This is a genomic window from Pseudomonas fragi, assembly GCF_900105835.1.
Lineage (GTDB): Bacteria > Pseudomonadota > Gammaproteobacteria > Pseudomonadales > Pseudomonadaceae > Aquipseudomonas > Aquipseudomonas fragi.
In genome coordinates this window covers 2,849,248-2,866,260 of the sequence record NZ_LT629783.1, presented here as the reverse complement: position 1 = coordinate 2,866,260, position 17,013 = coordinate 2,849,248, and the positions used below count along the sequence as shown (strand labels likewise).

12 protein-coding genes are annotated in these 17,013 nt (G+C 59.4%); all 12 read left to right on the top strand.

Going from position 1 to position 17,013, the window contains the following annotated elements:
* Positions 1 to 142: 142 nt before the first annotated feature.
* The 12 genes from pilM (at position 143) to gbpA (ending at position 16,907) form a co-directional block, all read left to right on the top strand.
* Entirely contained in the window at positions 143 to 1,069 is a 927-nt protein-coding gene (gene pilM, locus BLU25_RS13010) for a type IV pilus biogenesis protein PilM (protein WP_016783185.1), read from the top strand.
* On the top strand, positions 1,069 to 1,635 hold the full coding sequence (locus tag BLU25_RS13005; protein ID WP_016783186.1) for a PilN domain-containing protein: 567 nt from the start codon (positions 1,069 to 1,071) through the stop codon (positions 1,633 to 1,635). The genes pilM and BLU25_RS13005 overlap by 1 nt, the downstream gene beginning before the upstream one ends.
* Positions 1,635 to 2,255, top strand: coding sequence for a type IV pilus inner membrane component PilO (locus tag BLU25_RS13000; protein WP_016783187.1), 621 nt, complete (start codon positions 1,635 to 1,637; stop codon positions 2,253 to 2,255). Before BLU25_RS13005 ends, BLU25_RS13000 begins: the two co-directional genes overlap by 1 nt.
* Positions 2,252 to 2,779: a pilus assembly protein PilP gene (locus tag BLU25_RS12995; RefSeq protein WP_016783188.1), complete on the top strand. Its 528-nt coding sequence runs from the start codon at positions 2,252 to 2,254 to the stop codon at positions 2,777 to 2,779. Before BLU25_RS13000 ends, BLU25_RS12995 begins: the two co-directional genes overlap by 4 nt.
* Positions 2,780 to 2,790: 11 nt before the next feature.
* The gene (locus BLU25_RS12990; RefSeq protein ID WP_016783189.1) at positions 2,791 to 4,122 is read left to right on the top strand and encodes a type IV pilus secretin PilQ; all 1,332 of its coding nucleotides are present in this window, start codon (positions 2,791 to 2,793) and stop codon (positions 4,120 to 4,122) included.
* Between the two features lie 4 nt (positions 4,123 to 4,126).
* Positions 4,127 to 4,645, top strand: a complete 519-nt coding sequence (gene aroK / locus BLU25_RS12985; protein WP_029611693.1) for a shikimate kinase AroK — start codon at positions 4,127 to 4,129, stop codon at positions 4,643 to 4,645.
* A gap of 156 nt (positions 4,646 to 4,801) precedes the next feature.
* On the top strand, positions 4,802 to 5,902 hold the full coding sequence (gene aroB, locus BLU25_RS12980; RefSeq protein ID WP_016783191.1) for a 3-dehydroquinate synthase: 1,101 nt from the start codon (positions 4,802 to 4,804) through the stop codon (positions 5,900 to 5,902).
* 10 nt (positions 5,903 to 5,912) lie between these two features.
* Complete coding sequence (locus tag BLU25_RS12975; RefSeq protein WP_016783192.1) at positions 5,913 to 7,484, top strand: AAA family ATPase; 1,572 nt, start codon at positions 5,913 to 5,915, stop codon at positions 7,482 to 7,484.
* 332 nt (positions 7,485 to 7,816) lie between these two features.
* Complete coding sequence (gene gltB, locus BLU25_RS12965; protein WP_083369674.1) at positions 7,817 to 12,265, top strand: glutamate synthase large subunit; 4,449 nt, start codon at positions 7,817 to 7,819, stop codon at positions 12,263 to 12,265.
* 33 nt (positions 12,266 to 12,298) lie between these two features.
* Positions 12,299 to 13,717, top strand: a complete 1,419-nt coding sequence (locus BLU25_RS12960) for an FAD-dependent oxidoreductase (RefSeq protein WP_016783194.1) — start codon at positions 12,299 to 12,301, stop codon at positions 13,715 to 13,717.
* 253 nt (positions 13,718 to 13,970) lie between these two features.
* On the top strand, positions 13,971 to 15,038 hold the full coding sequence (hemE, locus tag BLU25_RS12955; protein WP_016783195.1) for a uroporphyrinogen decarboxylase: 1,068 nt from the start codon (positions 13,971 to 13,973) through the stop codon (positions 15,036 to 15,038).
* A 456-nt stretch (positions 15,039 to 15,494) separates the two neighbouring features.
* Positions 15,495 to 16,907 carry an N-acetylglucosamine-binding protein GbpA gene (gene gbpA / locus BLU25_RS12950; RefSeq protein ID WP_228795882.1) on the top strand — a complete coding sequence of 471 codons (1,413 nt, stop codon included), beginning with the start codon at positions 15,495 to 15,497 and terminating at the stop codon, positions 16,905 to 16,907.
* The last annotated feature ends 106 nt before the right edge of the window (positions 16,908 to 17,013 follow it).

Here is a 17,013-nt window from a genome sequence, read left to right as displayed (position 1 = left end):
CGGGTCGACGATACGGAAAAAACGCCCGGCATTATAAGCATTTTTCGCTCATGAACGTCATGAGCCGCATGTCAGAACAGGTTTTGCACGGATCTCATTTTTTACCCTCCGTAAGTGACGGATTGCATTAGGGAAAACAAAGGTGCCCGGATTATTTGCTCAAACACGCCAGCGCTGCATCGGCATAGATATCAGCCAGCACGCGATCAAAATCGTCGAACTGAGCCGTTCACAGGGCCGGTTCAAGCTCCAGGGCTATGCAATGGAGCCCTTGCCAGCCGGGCTTATGGATGATCAGACCGGCGCCGAAGCCAAAAGTGTCGTGCCAGTGCTTGTCAGGGCGCTGGAGCAGGCTGCAGTGATAGCCCGTGATGCCATTATCGCGGTGCCAGACGGGCAGGTTATCTGCAAAACCCTGGAGGTGGAGGCAGGCTTGAGCGAGGTCGAGCTTGAGCTGCATGTGCGCCTTGAGGCAGAGCAGCATATCCCTTGTGCGCTGGATGACATGGCGCTGGATTTTGAGGTGCTGGAGCACTTGTCGAGCGAGCCCGGGCGGGTCAACGTGCTGATGGCGGCATGCCGTCAGGAGGCGCTGGAGTGGCAGCGTTCGGTCTTGACCGGCGCCGGACTGATCCCGCGCGTGGTCGCTGTGCAGAGCCATGCCCTGGGGCGGGGCGTTGGCGCCATGACCGCAGGCTTGGCCCGGGACGTAGCCGTGGCGGTGGTCGACGGTGCAGCCTGTGCGGGCGTATTGAGCATTGTGCAGCAGGGCCGGGTCATCTACTCCCGGGAGCTGGCAGGGGCGCATGCCTCCAAGGCCACGCTGGTTGAGCATCTGCAGCACGAGCTTGAGCTGTTTGGGCCAGTGGGCCTGATCGTATTGGCCGGCGAGGCGGCCGTGGTTCCTGGGCTGGCGCAACGGGTCGAGTCCCGCCTGGGTACGCCAACCCGCATTGCCAACCCGTTTGTACAAATGGACCAAGCCCCCGCGCTCACCCCTGAAGCCTTGCTTTGCGATGCACCACTGTTGTTGACTGCCTGCGGCCTGGCCTTGAGGGGGTTCGATTAATGGCGAGAATCAATTTGTTGCCCTGGCGCGCGTTGTTGCGTGAACAGCGGCGCAGGCGTTTTTTGGCGGTGCTGGCGGTTTTGTCTGTATTGGCCGTGGCGGGGCTGTTTGCTGCCGATCACTTTATTGACACCTTGGTAGAACGCCAGCTGGAGCGCAATGATCTGATCCGCAGTGCCACGTTCCAGCTCGATGGCCGTGCGCAGCAGATCGACCAGTTGAAGGTGCGCCGTGAGCAATTGCTTGAGCGCATGCAAACAATAGGCACGCTGCAGGCCAGCCGCTCGAGCAGCGGGATCATTCTGGAACAGTTGGCGCGCAGCTTGCCGGAGGGGGTGTATTTCACCGACGTAAAAATGACCGAGGGCACCATTGTCATCACGGGGGTTGCCCAGACCAACAACCTTGTCGCCCAGCTGATGCGCAATCTCGATGCTTCGCACTGGCTGGAAACACCGCAACTCAATGACGTCAAGGCAGACCCTGCCCAGGCGGGGGGGCAGGAACGACTGTTCCAGATGACCGTGCGTGAAGCCCGGCATGCCCCTGCCGGGGGCGCGCTGTGATGCCTGCGCACTGGCTCGACAGCTTGCGCAGTGTCGACCTGCGGGAACTGGACCTCGCCAACGCGGGAGCCTGGTCGCCAGCGCGCAGGGCAACCGTAGCCATGGCGTGGCTGGGCCTGCTGCTGATATCGGGCTATGCACTGCTGCTTCAAGTGTCTGTGGCGCGCTTGCACCAGTTGCACGAGGCGCAAGCCACGCTGAAGGCGACGTTTGAGTCCAGGGCCGCACAGGTGGCCGGTCTCGAGGCCTATGAGCTGCAAATACACAGGCTGCAAGCCGGGTTCAACGGGTTGCACGCACAGTTGCCCGCTCAGGCACAAGTGCCCGAATTGCTGGATGAGGTTTCGCGGTTGGGCCAGGGCAATGGCCTGCTGGTCGAGCACATTCAGTGGCTCCCCGAAGTCCTGCAAACGTTCTATGCCGAGCTGCCACTGCACATGACCCTTGTGGGCGGCTATCACGAGCTTGGGCTTTTCGTCAGTGCCTTGGCCAGCCTGCCGCGCATTGTCACCGTGCATGACCTCAGCCTTGCGCCGAGCAACGGTACAGGCGACGGTCAGCTGCGCATGACGCTGCTGGCAAGGGCCTACCGCAGCCATGACCAGGGGCTGGCCCCGTGAGTGCGGGTTGGCGGGTGTTTGGCGCCGGATTGCTGGCAGGCCTGGCGGGGTGCGACAGCTCCCAGAGTGCCGCCGAGCTGCACCGCTATTTGCAGGACACACCGGGGCATGCAAGCACAACCATTGAGCCGCTCCCCGTGATCACGGCTGCGCCTGCGGTTACCTACGATGCAATGGCTTTGCGCAATCCGTTCCAGGCCATCGCGGGGCAAGGGGGCGGCAGTTGGCAGGTCAGCCTGGCTGGCGATGAGCTTGATGCGGACCGGCCCCGGCAGTTTCTGGAAGGCTTTGATCTGGAACAGTTCGAAATGGTTGGCGCGCTGTCCAGTGAGTCGCAGGCCAGCGCCTTGCTGCGGGTCAATGGGGTTATTCACCGCGTGAAAGTGGGCGATTACCTGGGGCGCAACAATGGCCAGGTTGCCTGGATCCAGGCGCAGCAGATTGAAGTATTTGAATTGATTCCCGATGGTCGGGGCGGTTGGCTGGAAAGGTCCCTGACGATCCCTTTAAAACAACAGTCTTAACGGATAAACACATGAAAAGGATTTCACCGGTCTGCGTACTGGCGCTATGGAGTGCGCTGAATTCGCAGGCAACACTGGCGGCCGGACAGGCCGCGCCCTCATCCATCGCGAGTGCGCAGTATGTGGGCGAACCCATGTCCCTGAACGTGCAGAACCTTGAAGTACGCACGGTGCTGCAATCGCTGGCGGATTTTAACGGGTTCAACCTGATGGTCAGCGATACCGTGAAAGGCAGTATCACCCTCAGTTTGCAGGACGTGCCTTGGGATCAGGCGCTGGCTCTGGTGCTTGGCAGCAAGGGCCTGGGCAAGCGCCTTGAGGGTAATGTGCTGTGGGTCGCGCCCCTGGACGAGATCGCCGCCCGCGAGCGGCCAGAGCCTGCGCCTTTGCGTCGGGAGCTGGTGCAGGTCAATTACGCCAGGGCCGCAGATATCGTCATGCTGTTCCAGTCAGTGACCGGCGCTCAGGCCGGTCTCGAGGGGCAGGGCACGATCACGGTAGATGAGCGCACCAATAACATCATTGCCTTTGAATCCAGTGAACGGCTGGATGAGCTGCGGCGCATCGTGGCCCAACTGGACGTGCCGGTGCGCCAGGTGATGATTGAGGCCTGGATTGTCGAGGCGGGAGTGGACTTCGAAAAAAGCCTGGGTGTTCGCTGGGGTGGGGCATCAAGCAACAGCGGCCTGTGGAGTGCCAGCGGCATCACCCAGCCATTGCAGTCAGGGGCTGCGCCCGGCAACGCCAGCGCGCCTTTTGTCGACCTGGGGGTTTCGCGCAACTCATCGGGGTTGGGCATCGCCTTTGTGACCAACAATGTGCTGCTGGACCTGGAGCTGACGGCCATGGAAAAAACCGGTAATGGCGAAATCATCTCGCAGCCCAAGGTGGTTACCGCAGACAAGGAAACCGCAAAAATCCTCAAAGGCACGCAAATTCCCTATCAACAGGCCAGCAAAACCGGTGCTACATCGGTCTCGTTCAAGGAGGCCTCGCTGTCGCTGGAAGTCACGCCGCAAATCACCCCGGACAACAGTGTCATCATGGCCGTCGTAGTGACCAAGGATGAGCCTGATTACATGAGCCGGTTGCAGGATGTGCCGCCCATCAAGAAGAACGAGGTCAGGGCCAAGGTGTTGGTCAAGGATGGCGAAACCATCGTGATTGGGGGGGTGTTCTCAAAAACTCAAAGCAAAGTGGTAGATAAAGTGCCATTTTTGGGCGATCTGCCGTATGTTGGCCGACTTTTCCATAGAGACGTTGTCCTGGAAAAAAAATCCGAACTGCTGGTGTTCCTGACTCCGCGTATCATGAACAACCAGGCGATTGCTGTGAGTCATTGATTCTGTGCGAAATTTGATTCTTGTTGGGCCAATGGGGGCTGGAAAAAGCACCATCGGACGTTTGCTGGCCAAAGAGCTGCACCTGCCGTTCAAAGATTCCGATAAGGAAATTGAAGTGCGCACGGGTGCCAATATCCCGTGGATCTTCGATAAAGAAGGCGAGCCGGGCTTTCGCGATCGTGAAACAGCCATGATTGTCGAGCTATGCCATGAAAACGGCATTGTTCTGGCCACCGGTGGTGGCGCGGTCATGCGCCCGGAAAATCGGCAGGCGCTGCGCAATGGCGGGCGTGTGGTGTATTTGCACGCCTCCATCGAACAGCAGGTGGCGCGTACCTCCCGTGATCGCAACCGGCCATTGCTGCGCAATGCCAACCCGGAAAAAATCCTGCGCGACCTGTTGGCCGTGCGCGACCCGCTTTATCGGGAAATCGCCGACCTGGTGGTTGAAACCGATGAACGGCCACCGCGCATGGTGGTGCTCGACATTCTTGAGCGTCTGGCCCAGCTGCCTCCCCGCTAGCACCTGGCGAGGCGCGGGGCGGCGAAGCGCTCGCAAGACCATTAAAGTGCGATACGAAATGCGCTATTCTCGGCGCCGAGCATGCCTTTTCACGGCGTGCCATCACTTGATAATTGCGAAGCAGGGCGCTGGCGCCGTGCTTCAACGCGGGGATTCATGCAGACAGTGAAGGTTGATCTAGGCGAGCGTAGCTACCCGATTCATATTGGCGAAGGTTTGTTGGATCAGCCGCAGTTGCTGGCTCCGCACATCGCCGGTCGCCAGGTGGCAATTGTGACCAACACCACGGTCGCGCCACTCTATCTTGAACGCTTGACCCGTAGCCTTGCGCAGTTCTCGGTATTGCCGATCATCCTGCCCGATGGCGAGTCGTTCAAAAACTGGGAAACCCTGCAGCTGATTTTCGATGGCCTGCTCACTGCCCGTCATGACCGACGCACTACCGTGATTGCCTTGGGCGGCGGCGTTGTCGGCGATATGGCCGGTTTTGCAGCGGCTTGTTACCAGCGTGGTGTCGACTTTATCCAGGTGCCGACCACTTTGCTGTCCCAGGTCGATTCGTCGGTGGGCGGCAAAACCGGCATCAACCATCCGCTGGGCAAGAACATGATCGGTGCGTTCTACCAGCCCAACCTGGTGCTGATCGACACCCAGACCCTCAACACCCTGCCGGCCCGCGAACTGTCCGCAGGGCTGGCCGAAGTCATCAAGTACGGCCTGATTTGCGACGAGCCGTTCCTGACCTGGCTTGAAGACAACATGGATGCCTTGCGCTCCCTGGACCAGACTGCCCTGACGGCAGCGATCCAGCGTTCGTGTGCGGCCAAGGCCGAAGTGGTCGGCGCCGATGAGCGCGAGTCGGGCGTGCGTGCCACGCTCAACCTGGGGCATACCTTTGGCCATGCCATCGAGACCCATATGGGCTATGGCGTGTGGCTGCATGGCGAGGCCGTCGCTGCAGGCACCGTGATGGCGCTGGAAATGTCCGCTCGTCTGGGCTGGATCAGCCATGCGGAGCGTGATCGCGGCATTCGCATTTTTCAGCGCGCCGGCTTGCCAGTAGTGCCGCCCAGCGAAATGACCCCGGCCGACTTCATGCAACACATGGCAGTAGATAAAAAAGTGATCGACGGTCGTATGCGCCTGGTGCTGTTGCGCCGTATGGGCGAAGCCACAGTGACTGACGATTATCCACAAGAGGTTCTACAAGCCACGCTGGGTGCGGATTACCGCGCGCTGGCTCAGCTTAAAGGTTAATAAGATCCCGATGACTAGTTTGCATGCCGACGAGGCGTTCCTCGGTCACTTCCAGCTCAACCACGACCCCTTTGCCCCACGGGTTCCGGGCTTCAAGTTTTTTCCGGCGCAGCGCAAGCCGGTGCTGGGGCAGTTGCATCACCTTGCCCGCTACAGCCAGCTGCTGCTGGTGGTCACCGGGCCTGAGGGCAGCGGCAAGACCTTGCTGCGCCAGGCATTGGTGGCGAGCACCAACAAGCAGTCGGTGCAAAGTGTCGTGGTTTCGGCGCGCGGGGCCGGCAATGCTGCCGGCATCCTGCAGCAAGTGGCGCAAACCCTGAACGTTGCCCGTGCAGACGTAGGCTCCATCCTGGCGCAAGTGGTGCAACTGGCACTGACCGGGCAGGAAGTCTACCTGCTGGTCGATGATGCCGAGCAGCTCGACGAGTCTGCGCTGCAAGCTTTGCTGGCGCTGGCTGCGGGCACGCCGGAAGGCCGTCCGCATGTGTTCCTGTTCGGTGAGCCGTCGATGATTGCCGGTCTTGAGGAACTGAGCGCTGATGAAGAGCGCTTCCATGTCATCGACCTGCAGCCCTATGACCTCGAAGAAACCCGCGAGTACCTGGCCCAGCGTCTTGAAGGTGCCGGGCGCGGGATCGAACTCTTTAGCGCTCAGCAGATCTCAGATATACACGAGAGCTCCGAAGGCTGGCCCGGGATTATCAACCAGGTCGCCCGCGATGCAATGATCGAAGCCATGATTGCCAGCCGCTCAGCGGTCAAGCGTCCAAGTATGGGGTTCAAGATGCCGAAGAAACACGTATTGGCCATTGGTGCAGTAGTGGTAGTGGCCGTCGCTGCTGCCGTTCTGATTCCGGGTCGCAGCAAGGCGCCAACGGCGCCGGGTACTGAACAGACACAATTGGGTCAGGCCGCGCCGAACAGCGGTGCCCAGCCTTCGGTTGATTTCGCCGGCTCTTCGCAGCCGATGCCGTTGCCGCTGGTTGGGCAATCGCAGCCGGTCATGCGTGGCCCGCTGGCTGAAGCAGCCGGTGGTATCGCTGAAGGCGACGATGGCGGTGTGCCAGCGGTTGATGGCGGCGTAGCTTCGCCACCGACCGTCACCACCACCGCGCCACCGGTTGGCGTGCCAGCGGGTCCTGCGCCTGTAGCCACGCCGCGCCCGACACCGGCGCCGACCGTAGCTACGGCCAAACCAGCACCAGCACCGGTTGCCAAACCCGCTCCAGCACCGGCCGCCAAGCCTGTGGCCAAGCCGGCCGAGAAGCCGGTCACCCTGGCCAAGGCTGCACCGGGCGGTAGCTGGTACAGCAGTCAGCCTGCCAATAACTATGTGGTGCAGATCGTCGGCACCAGTTCTGAAGCGTCTGCACAAAATGTCGCCAAAGAACTGGGCGGCGACGCTCGTTACTTCAAGAAAACCTTGAATGGCAAGCCGTTGTACGTCGTCACCTACGGCAACTTCCCAAGCCATGCTGCGGCCACTGCAGCAATCAAGAACTTGCCAGCGAAGACGCAGGCTGGTAAACCTTGGCCTCGCACTGTCGCCAGCGTTCAAAAAGAGCTGGCTACAGCTCGCTGATGATCCGGCGACCTTACCCAGGTCGCCGTTCTAGCACATCAAATCCCTGCTTGTGCATACGTGCTTTCCAAGACGTGTGCCTTGTGGTGTCTGCGCCGCGCTGCAGTCGACATCAAAAATGTTTTGACTAGCACGAGCAATCGCTTTAAACCTTTCATAAATGCGACACGAACTTACGGTTAATCGCCGCTAAATTTGTGGGTCTTTGTGACGGTGTGTAGAATGACCACCCTTTTGCCCCTGCCAAGCTGGCGTACGTTCAGCGCGGGAAGCAAGTGGTTGAATTAAAAGAAATTTGCCCCTTTTTGGGGCAGCCTGGTGAGAAAGTGTCTATGAAAGCAGGTCTGTACCACCCCGATGAATTCAAGGATAACTGTGGTTTCGGCCTGATTGCCCATATGCAGGGCGAGCCCAGTCATACTCTTCTGCAAACCGCCATTGAAGCCCTGACCTGCATGACCCACCGCGGTGGGATCAACGCAGACGGCAAGACCGGTGACGGTTGTGGCCTGCTGATTCAAAAGCCTGACCTGTTCCTGCGTGCAACCGCCAAGGAACAGTTCGGTACCGATTTGCCCAAGCAATACGCGGTCGGCATGGTGTTTTTCAACCAGGACCCGATCAAGGCCGAAGCGGCCCGCAGCAACATGAATCGCGAAATCCTCGCCGCCGGCCTGCAACTGGTGGGCTGGCGCAAGGTGCCGATCGATACCAGCGTGCTGGGTCGCCTGGCGCTGGAGCGTTTGCCGCAGATCGAGCAAGTGTTTATCGCCGGTGACGGCCTGAGCGATCAGGACATGGCGATCAAGTTGTTCAGCGCCCGCCGCCGCTCGTCGGTGAGCAACGCCGCTGACAGCGATCACTACATCTGCAGCTTTTCCCACAAGACCATCATTTATAAAGGCCTGATGATGCCGGCGGACCTTACCGCCTTCTATCCGGACCTGAGTGATGAGCGCCTGCAAACCGCGATCTGCGTGTTCCACCAGCGCTTCTCGACCAATACCCTGCCGAAATGGCCGCTGGCCCAGCCATTCCGCTTTCTCGCCCACAACGGCGAGATCAACACCATTACCGGCAACCGCAACTGGGCCCAGGCCCGTCGCACCAAGTTTGCCAACGATCTGATCGGCGACCTCGACGAACTCGGCCCGCTGGTCAACCGCGTAGGCTCCGACTCCTCCAGCATGGACAACATGCTCGAGCTGATGGTCACCGGCGGCATCGACCTGTTCCGTGGCGTGCGCATGCTGATTCCACCGGCATGGCAGAACGTTGAAACCATGGACCCCGACCTGCGGGCGTTCTATGAGTACAACTCCATGCACATGGAGCCGTGGGACGGTCCGGCGGGCGTGGTCATGACCGATGGTCGCTACGCGGTCTGCCTGCTCGACCGCAACGGCCTGCGCCCTGCGCGCTGGGTGACCACCACCAACGGCTATATCACTATTGCCTCGGAAATCGGCGTATGGGACTACAAGCCTGAAGACGTGATCGCCAAAGGCCGTGTCGGCCCGGGTCAGATCCTGGCCGTGGACACCGAAACCGGCCAGGTGCTGGACACCGACTCCATCGACAACCGCCTCAAGTCGCGCCACCCGTACAAACAGTGGCTGCGCAAGAATGCCCTGCGCATTCAGGCGACGATGGAAGACAACGACCACGGCTCCGCGTTTTACGACGTCGATCAGCTCAAGCAATACATGAAGATGTACCAGGTCACGTTCGAAGAGCGCGACCAGGTGCTGCGCCCGCTGGGCGAGCAAGGCTACGAAGCCGTAGGTTCGATGGGCGATGACACGCCAATGGCCGTGCTGTCGCAACGTGTTCGCACGCCATACGACTACTTCCGCCAGCAGTTCGCGCAGGTCACCAACCCGCCGATCGATCCGCTGCGTGAAGCCATCGTCATGTCCCTGGAAATCTGCCTCGGTGCCGAGCGCAACATCTTCCAGGAATCCCCTGAGCACGCTTCCCGTGTGATCCTCAGTTCGCCGGTGATTTCGCCTGCCAAGTGGCGTTCGCTGATGAACCTCGACCTGCCGGGCTTTGAGCGTCAGATCATCGACCTCAACTACGACGAGAGCGTCGGCCTGGAAGCGGCCGTGCGTAATATCGCCGATCAGGCCGAAGAAGCCGCACGCGCCGGTCGCACCCAGATCGTGCTGAGCGACCGTCATATCGCGCCGGGCAAGTTGCCGGTTCACGCCTCTTTGGCTGTGGGCGCCGTGCATCACCGCCTGACCGAAAAAGGCCTGCGTTGCGACAGCAACATTCTGGTCGAGACGGCTACTGCCCGTGACCCGCATCACTTTGCGGTGCTGATCGGTTTCGGCGCCTCGGCGGTCTACCCGTTCCTGGCCTACGAAGTGCTGGGCGACCTGATCCGTACCGGTGAAGTACTGGGCGACCTCTATGAGGTATTCAAGAACTACCGTAAAGGCATCACCAAGGGTCTGCTCAAGATCCTGTCGAAAATGGGTATCTCGACCATCGCTTCGTACCGTGGTGCGCAGCTGTTCGAAGCCATCGGCCTGTCCGAAGAAATTTGTGAACTGAGCTTCCGTGGCGTGCCAAGCCGCATCAAGGGCGCGCGTTTCGTCGACCTTGAAGCCGAGCAAAAGCTGCTGGCGGCCGAAGCCTGGAGTGCGCGCAAGCCGATCCAGCAAGGCGGCCTGCTCAAGTACGTACACGGTGGCGAGTACCACGCCTACAACCCGGATGTAGTGGCCACCCTGCAAGCCGCCGTGCAACAGGGCGACTACAGCAAGTTCAAGGAATACACCGCACTGGTGGACAAGCGCCCGGTGTCGATGATCCGCGACCTGTTCAAGGTCAAGACCCTCGATACCCCGCTGTCGATCGACGATATCGAACCGCTGGACTCGATCCTCAAGCGTTTCGACTCGGCCGGTATTTCCCTGGGCGCCTTGTCGCCCGAGGCTCACGAAGCCCTGGCCGAAGCCATGAACCGCTTGGGCGCACGCTCCAACTCCGGTGAAGGCGGCGAAGACCCGGCGCGTTACGGCACTATCCGCAGCTCGAAGATCAAGCAAGTGGCCACTGGCCGTTTCGGTGTGACGCCGGAATACCTGGTCAACGCCGAAGTGCTGCAAATCAAGGTTGCGCAAGGCGCCAAGCCGGGCGAGGGCGGGCAACTGCCGGGCGGCAAGGTCAACGGCCTGATCGCCAAACTGCGCTACGCCGTGCCGGGTGTGACCCTGATTTCGCCACCGCCGCACCACGACATCTATTCCATCGAAGACTTGTCGCAGCTGATCTTTGACCTCAAACAGGTCAACCCGAAAGCGCTGGTATCGGTGAAGCTGGTAGCAGAAGCGGGCGTGGGCACCATCGCCGCAGGCGTGGCCAAGGCCTATGCCGACCTGATCACCATCTCCGGCTATGACGGCGGCACGGGCGCATCGCCGTTGACCTCCATCAAGTACGCGGGCGCACCGTGGGAGCTGGGCCTGGCTGAAACCCACCAGACCCTGCGCGGCAACGACCTGCGTGGCAAAGTGCGGGTGCAAACCGACGGTGGCCTGAAAACCGGCCTCGACGTGATCAAGGCGGCGATCCTGGGCGCTGAAAGCTTCGGCTTCGGCACCGCGCCAATGATCGCCCTGGGCTGCAAATACCTGCGTATTTGCCACCTCAACAACTGCGCCACCGGCGTTGCGACGCAAAACGAATCGCTGCGTAAAAACCACTACATCGGCACTGTCGACATGGTGGTCAACTTCTTCACCTATGTGGCCGAAGAAACCCGTGAATGGCTGGCCAAGCTGGGCGTGCGCACCCTGGAAGAGCTGATCGGCCGTACCGACCTGCTGGAAATCCTCCAGGGCGAAACCGCCAAGCAGCACAACCTGGACCTCACGCCACTGCTGGGCAGCGACCATATCCCGGCCGACAAGCCGCAATTCTGCCAGGTCGACCGCAACCCGCCGTTCGACAAGGGCCTGCTGGCCGAGCAGATGCTCGACATGGCGCGCTCGGCGATCAACGACATGAGCGGTGCCGAGTTTGACCTCGATATCTGCAACTGCGACCGTTCGATCGGTGCTCGTATATCGGGTGAGATCGCCCGTACCCACGGCAACCAGGGCATGGCCAAGGCACCGATCACCTTCCGCTTCAAAGGCACTGCCGGTCAGAGCTTTGGTGTGTGGAACGCCGGTGGTTTGCACATGTACCTGCAAGGCGACGCCAACGATTACGTAGGCAAAGGCATGACCGGCGGCAAGCTGGTCATTGTCCCGCCTGCAGGCAGCGTCTACAAAACCCAGGACAGCGCGATTGTCGGCAACACCTGCCTGTATGGCGCCACCGGCGGCAAGCTGTTCGCAGCGGGCACGGCGGGCGAGCGTTTCGCCGTGCGTAACTCCGGTGCCCACACCGTGGTGGAAGGCACAGGCGATCACTGCTGCGAATATATGACCGGCGGTTTTGTCTGCGTGCTGGGTAAAACCGGTTACAACTTCGGCTCGGGCATGACCGGCGGTTTCGCCTACGTGCTGGATCAGGACAACACCTTCGTCGACAAGGTTAACCACGAGCTGGTGGAAATCCAGCGGATCAGTGGCGAAGCGATGGAGGCTTACCGTAATCACCTGCAACACGTGCTGGACGAATACGTTGAGGAAACCAACAGCGAGTGGGGTCGCAACCTCTCGGAAAACCTCGATGATTACCTGCGTCGTTTCTGGATGGTCAAGCCCAAGGCTGCCAGCTTGAAATCGTTGCTTTCCAGCATCCGTGCCAACCCGCAGTGATATGCGCCTGAAAAGTTTGATGAGGTTTTAACCATGGCTGAACGTCTGAGTAACGACTTCCAGTTCATCGATGTCGGGCGCAAAGATCCGAAGAAGAAACTGTTACGTCAACGCAAAAAAGAGTTCGTGGAAATCTACGAACCCTTCAAACCCCAGCAGTCGGCCGAGCAGGCCCACCGCTGCCTGGGTTGCGGCAACCCGTACTGTGAATGGAAATGCCCTGTGCATAACTTCATTCCCAACTGGCTCAAGCTGGTGGCCGAGGGCAACATCCTCGCCGCCGCCGAGCTGTCGCACCAGACCAACACCCTGCCTGAGGTATGCGGCCGGGTGTGCCCGCAAGACCGCCTGTGCGAGGGTGCCTGCACCCTCAACGACGGTTTTGGCGCAGTGACCATCGGTTCGGTGGAGAAGTACATCACCGACACGGCGTTCGCGATGGGCTGGCGCCCGGACATGTCCAAGGTCGTGCCCACCGGCAAGCGTGTGGCCATTATCGGTGCCGGGCCTGCGGGCCTGGGGTGTGCCGATGTGCTGGTGCGTGGCGGTGTGACCCCGGTGGTGTTCGACAAGAACCCGGAAATCGGCGGTCTGCTGACCTTCGGCATCCCGGAGTTCAAGCTGGAAAAAACCGTACTGAGCCACCGTCGCGAAGTGTTTACCGGCATGGGTATCGAGTTTCGTCTCAATACCGAAATCGGCAAGGACATCAGCATGGAACAGCTGCTGGCCGAATACGACGCCGTGTTCATGGGCATGGGCACCTACACCTACATGAAAGGTGGTTTTGCCGGTGAAGACCTGCCGGGCGTGCATGACGCCCTGGATTTCCTGATCGCCAACGTCAACCGCAACCTGGGCTTTGAAAAGTCGCCGGAAGACTTCGTCGACATGAAAGGCAAAAAGATTGTGGTGCTTGGCGGTGGTGACACGGCCATGGACTGCAACCGTACCTCGATTCGCCAGGGCGCCAAGTCGGTGACCTGTGCCTATCGTCGTGACGAGGCCAACATGCCGGGTTCGCGCAAAGAGGTGAAGAACGCCAAGGAAGAAGGCGTGAAATTCCTCTACAACCGTCAGCCGATTGCCATTGTCGGTGAAGGCAAGGTTGAAGGCGTGAAGGTGGTCGAGACCCGTCTTGGCGAGCCGGATGCGCGTGGCCGTCGTAGCCCCGAGCCGATTCCGGGTTCAGAAGAGATCATCCCGGCAGACGCCGTGATCATCGCCTTTGGTTTCCGTCCAAGCCCGGCGTCGTGGTTCGAGCAGTTTGAGATCCAGACTGACAGCCAGGGCCGTGTGATTGCCCCCGAGCAATCGCAGTACAAGCACCAGACCAGCCATCCGAAGATTTTTGCCGGTGGTGACATGGTGCGCGGTTCTGACCTGGTAGTGACCGCGATCTTCGAAGGCCGCACCGCGGCGGAAGGGATCATGGATTACCTGGGTGTCTGATCACTTTCCCGAATGGGAATGAGATCAAAATGTGGGAGCGGGCTTGCTCGCGATAGCGACAGACCATTCAGTGCAGATGCTGAATGTGAAGCCCTTATCGCGAGCAAGCCCGCTCCCACAGTTGTTTCGCGGTGTTGCCAAATAAGCCGTTAAACCGCTGCAAATCGACCCGATAGATAAAAGGCACGGCACTTGCCGTGCCTTTTGCGTCCGTCTCTGAGAAAATGCCCCCACTTTTTTTCCGGATGCTGACATGACTGTTCTCAAGAATGACCGTTTCCTTCGCGCTTTGCTCAAGCAACCTGTAGACGTAACGCCTGTCTGGATGATGCGTCAGGCCGGTCGCTACCTGCCGGAATACCGCGCCAGCCGTGCCAAGGCCGGCGATTTCATGAGCCTGTGCAAGAACGCCGAATTCGCATGTGAAGTCACCATGCAGCCTCTGGACCGCTTCCCGCAGCTGGATGCGGCGATCCTGTTTTCCGATATCCTGACCATCCCCGATGCGATGGGCCAGGGCCTGTATTTCGAGACCGGTGAAGGCCCGCGCTTTAAAAAGGTTGTCAGCACCCTGGCCGACATCGAAGCGTTGCCGATTCCCGATCCGCAAAAAGACCTCGGCTACGTGATGAATGCTGTCAGCACCATCCGCAAGGAGCTAAATGGCCGTGTGCCATTGATCGGCTTCTCCGGCAGCCCGTGGACGCTGGCCACTTATATGGTTGAAGGCGGCTCGTCCAAGGACTTCCGCAAAACCAAGGCCATGCTCTACGACACCCCGCAGGCCATGCACCTGCTGCTCGACAAGCTGGCGCAGTCGGTGACCTCCTACCTCAATGGCCAGATCCTGGCGGGCGCACAAGCTGTGCAGATCTTCGACACCTGGGGTGGCAACCTGTCGGCTGCGGCGTATCAGGAGTTTTCCCTGGCCTATATGCGCAAAATCGTTAGCGGCCTGATCCGCGAACACGAAGGCCGCAAGGTACCGGTCATCCTGTTCACCAAAAATGGTGGCCTGTGGCTGGAAAGCATCGCCGATGCTGGCGCAGACGCGCTGGGCCTGGACTGGACCTGCGACCTGGGCGAAGCCCGCAAGCGTGTGGGCAACAAGGTTGCGCTGCAAGGCAACATGGATCCGACGGTGCTGTACGCCAACCCGGAGGCGATCCGCACCGAGGTCAAGCGCATCCTGGCCAGCTACGGCAACGGTTCGGGCCATGTGTTCAACCTGGGTCACGGCATTACCCCGGAAGTGAAACCGGAGCACGCCGGCGCCTTTATCAGTGCGGTTCATGAGTTCTCGGGGCAGTATCACCAGTAAACTCAATCAACACTAAAAAAGCCCCGACATGTCGGGGCTTTTTTATTTCTGGGACAGCCGATTTGCTGTTTTTCGGTTTTGTAAGCCTTTCACTATGCGAGCGCCAAGAAATTAGGGTGGATCCTACAAGCCCGGAAGATAAAACTTACATTAATATTTTATTGCGCCCGTGACAATCGCCCTTCGCTTTTGCATAAAGCCTGTAGATGAAAGTTGCCGGAAAGTGGTGTGGAAATAACTTCATGGCGCGCTTGGTCATTTGCATTTGCAGTTGTACGACTGGTCGTTAAGACAATGCCGTTATGTTGGCTGGCTGGCTCTGCCGTTTATGTTAATTGAAGGGTAAGGCAAGTTGGCTTCATAAAGGTCCAATAATAAATAGTCTGAGATAGATCAATGACGTCAGCACATTCAAACCCCCGTACTTTTATGTCGTGCGTAGGCTCATTAACATTGATGAGCGCAGTTTTCACCTCTCAACAGGTGGTCGCCCACGGTTATATGGATTCACCGCCATCCCGTGCCTATTCCTGCCAGCTGGGGCTGAACACCAACTGCGGCCAGGCCCAATATGAGCCACAAACCGTAGGCGAGGCCCCCAAAGGTTTCCCGGCCCTGGGGCCGGTCGATGGCAAGATCCCGAGTGGCGCCAATGCCGTATTCAGTGCCCTGGATGCCCAGGCCGCAAATCGCTGGCACCTGACCGAAATCAACGACCGCAAGACCGAATTCAGCTGGTTCTTTACGGCAGCTCATAAAACCACCAAGTGGGAATACTTCATCACCAAGGCCGGCTGGAACCCTAACCTGCCACTGGCTCGCGATACCTTTGAACTGACGCCGTTTTGTACTGTACAAGGCGGTGGTGCCGTGCCAATTGAAGGCCCGGCGGGAGGCCACGGCCAGATCGCGCAAAAACACGCCTGCGTCATTCCGCCCGACCGCACAGGCCAGCATGTCATTCTGGGGGCCTGGACCATCGATGATACGGGTGCCAGCTTTTACGACGTGGTCGATGTCAACATCAAGGTCGAGGCGACAGACCCCGATGGCTGGACCAACGTGGGGGTGATGGTGCCGACCCAGACCCTGCTACCAGGTGATTCGGCCAAGGCGCGGGCTTTCATGGGCAGTGCTGAAAGCGCGAAGTACAGCTTCAGCGTGGGTATCGATTCGGTAGAAGAAGGGCAGCCTGCAAACTGGGCGTTTAAACTGGCCGAAACCGTGAACGCTGCGAACGAGCCTGTAAGGGCCGGTGTGCGTAACGAAGAGGGTGGTATTGAGCCGACCAAGGGCACCAACAATTTCTACGCCAAAGCGCAAAGCGGTGTGACCAGCTATCAGATGCAAACAACTCTGGTCCCGGACCCGATGGCTTACATGCATGTTCATGATGTCGCCGCCGAGTATGTACTGGATAAAGGCGTTGGCAACGTCGGCTTTACCTTGATGACCAACAAGAACATCACGGTTGAAGCCACGGTTTATAACGAAGCCAACAAGGCAGTGGGTTACACCAGGCAAACGATTGACTCGACCACGGCTCCCTTGACCGTAGCGGTCAAAAGCGCCCCGGGTGCCCACGCCCTGAAGTTGATCGCCAGCAGTGAAAACGGCCGCGAGAACTTCCAGGAGCTTAAAACCATCAGCCTGACAGGTGAGGGCGGTAGCCAGAATTATGACGCTGTCTACCCTGAAGGCTTCAAGGCTTACAAGGCTGGGACTACCGTCCTGCAACCCAAGACCGGCCTGGTGTATGAGTGCAAGCCGTTCCCGTACTCGGGTTATTGTGCGCAGTACTCTCCGTCTGCGACTCATTATGAACCGGGCACCGGCTCGAATTGGAAAGATGCCTGGCTCGAGAAGTAGATAGCACTGTAAATACCCGGCCACTGATAAACAGTGGTCGGGTGTTTGCCCAAACTATAAAAGACAGGTTGCCGAACAGTGCTTTCGCTTTTGGTCAGCACGGGTA

What these genes read in the sequence shown, in the direction of transcription:
- BLU25_RS12975 (WP_016783192.1), top strand. Translation starts at nt 5,913, where the DNA reads ATGACTAGTTTGCATGCCGACGAGGCGTTCCTCGGTCACTTCCAGCTC.
- BLU25_RS13005 (WP_016783186.1), top strand. Translation starts at nt 1,069, where the DNA reads ATGGCGAGAATCAATTTGTTGCCCTGGCGCGCGTTGTTGCGTGAACAG.
- gltB (WP_083369674.1), top strand. Translation starts at nt 7,817, where the DNA reads ATGAAAGCAGGTCTGTACCACCCCGATGAATTCAAGGATAACTGTGGT.
- gbpA (WP_228795882.1), top strand. Translation starts at nt 15,495, where the DNA reads ATGAGCGCAGTTTTCACCTCTCAACAGGTGGTCGCCCACGGTTATATG.
- BLU25_RS12990 (WP_016783189.1), top strand. Translation starts at nt 2,791, where the DNA reads ATGAAAAGGATTTCACCGGTCTGCGTACTGGCGCTATGGAGTGCGCTG.
- hemE (WP_016783195.1), top strand. Translation starts at nt 13,971, where the DNA reads ATGACTGTTCTCAAGAATGACCGTTTCCTTCGCGCTTTGCTCAAGCAA.
- BLU25_RS12960 (WP_016783194.1), top strand. Translation starts at nt 12,299, where the DNA reads ATGGCTGAACGTCTGAGTAACGACTTCCAGTTCATCGATGTCGGGCGC.
- BLU25_RS13000 (WP_016783187.1), top strand. Translation starts at nt 1,635, where the DNA reads ATGCCTGCGCACTGGCTCGACAGCTTGCGCAGTGTCGACCTGCGGGAA.
- aroB (WP_016783191.1), top strand. Translation starts at nt 4,802, where the DNA reads ATGCAGACAGTGAAGGTTGATCTAGGCGAGCGTAGCTACCCGATTCAT.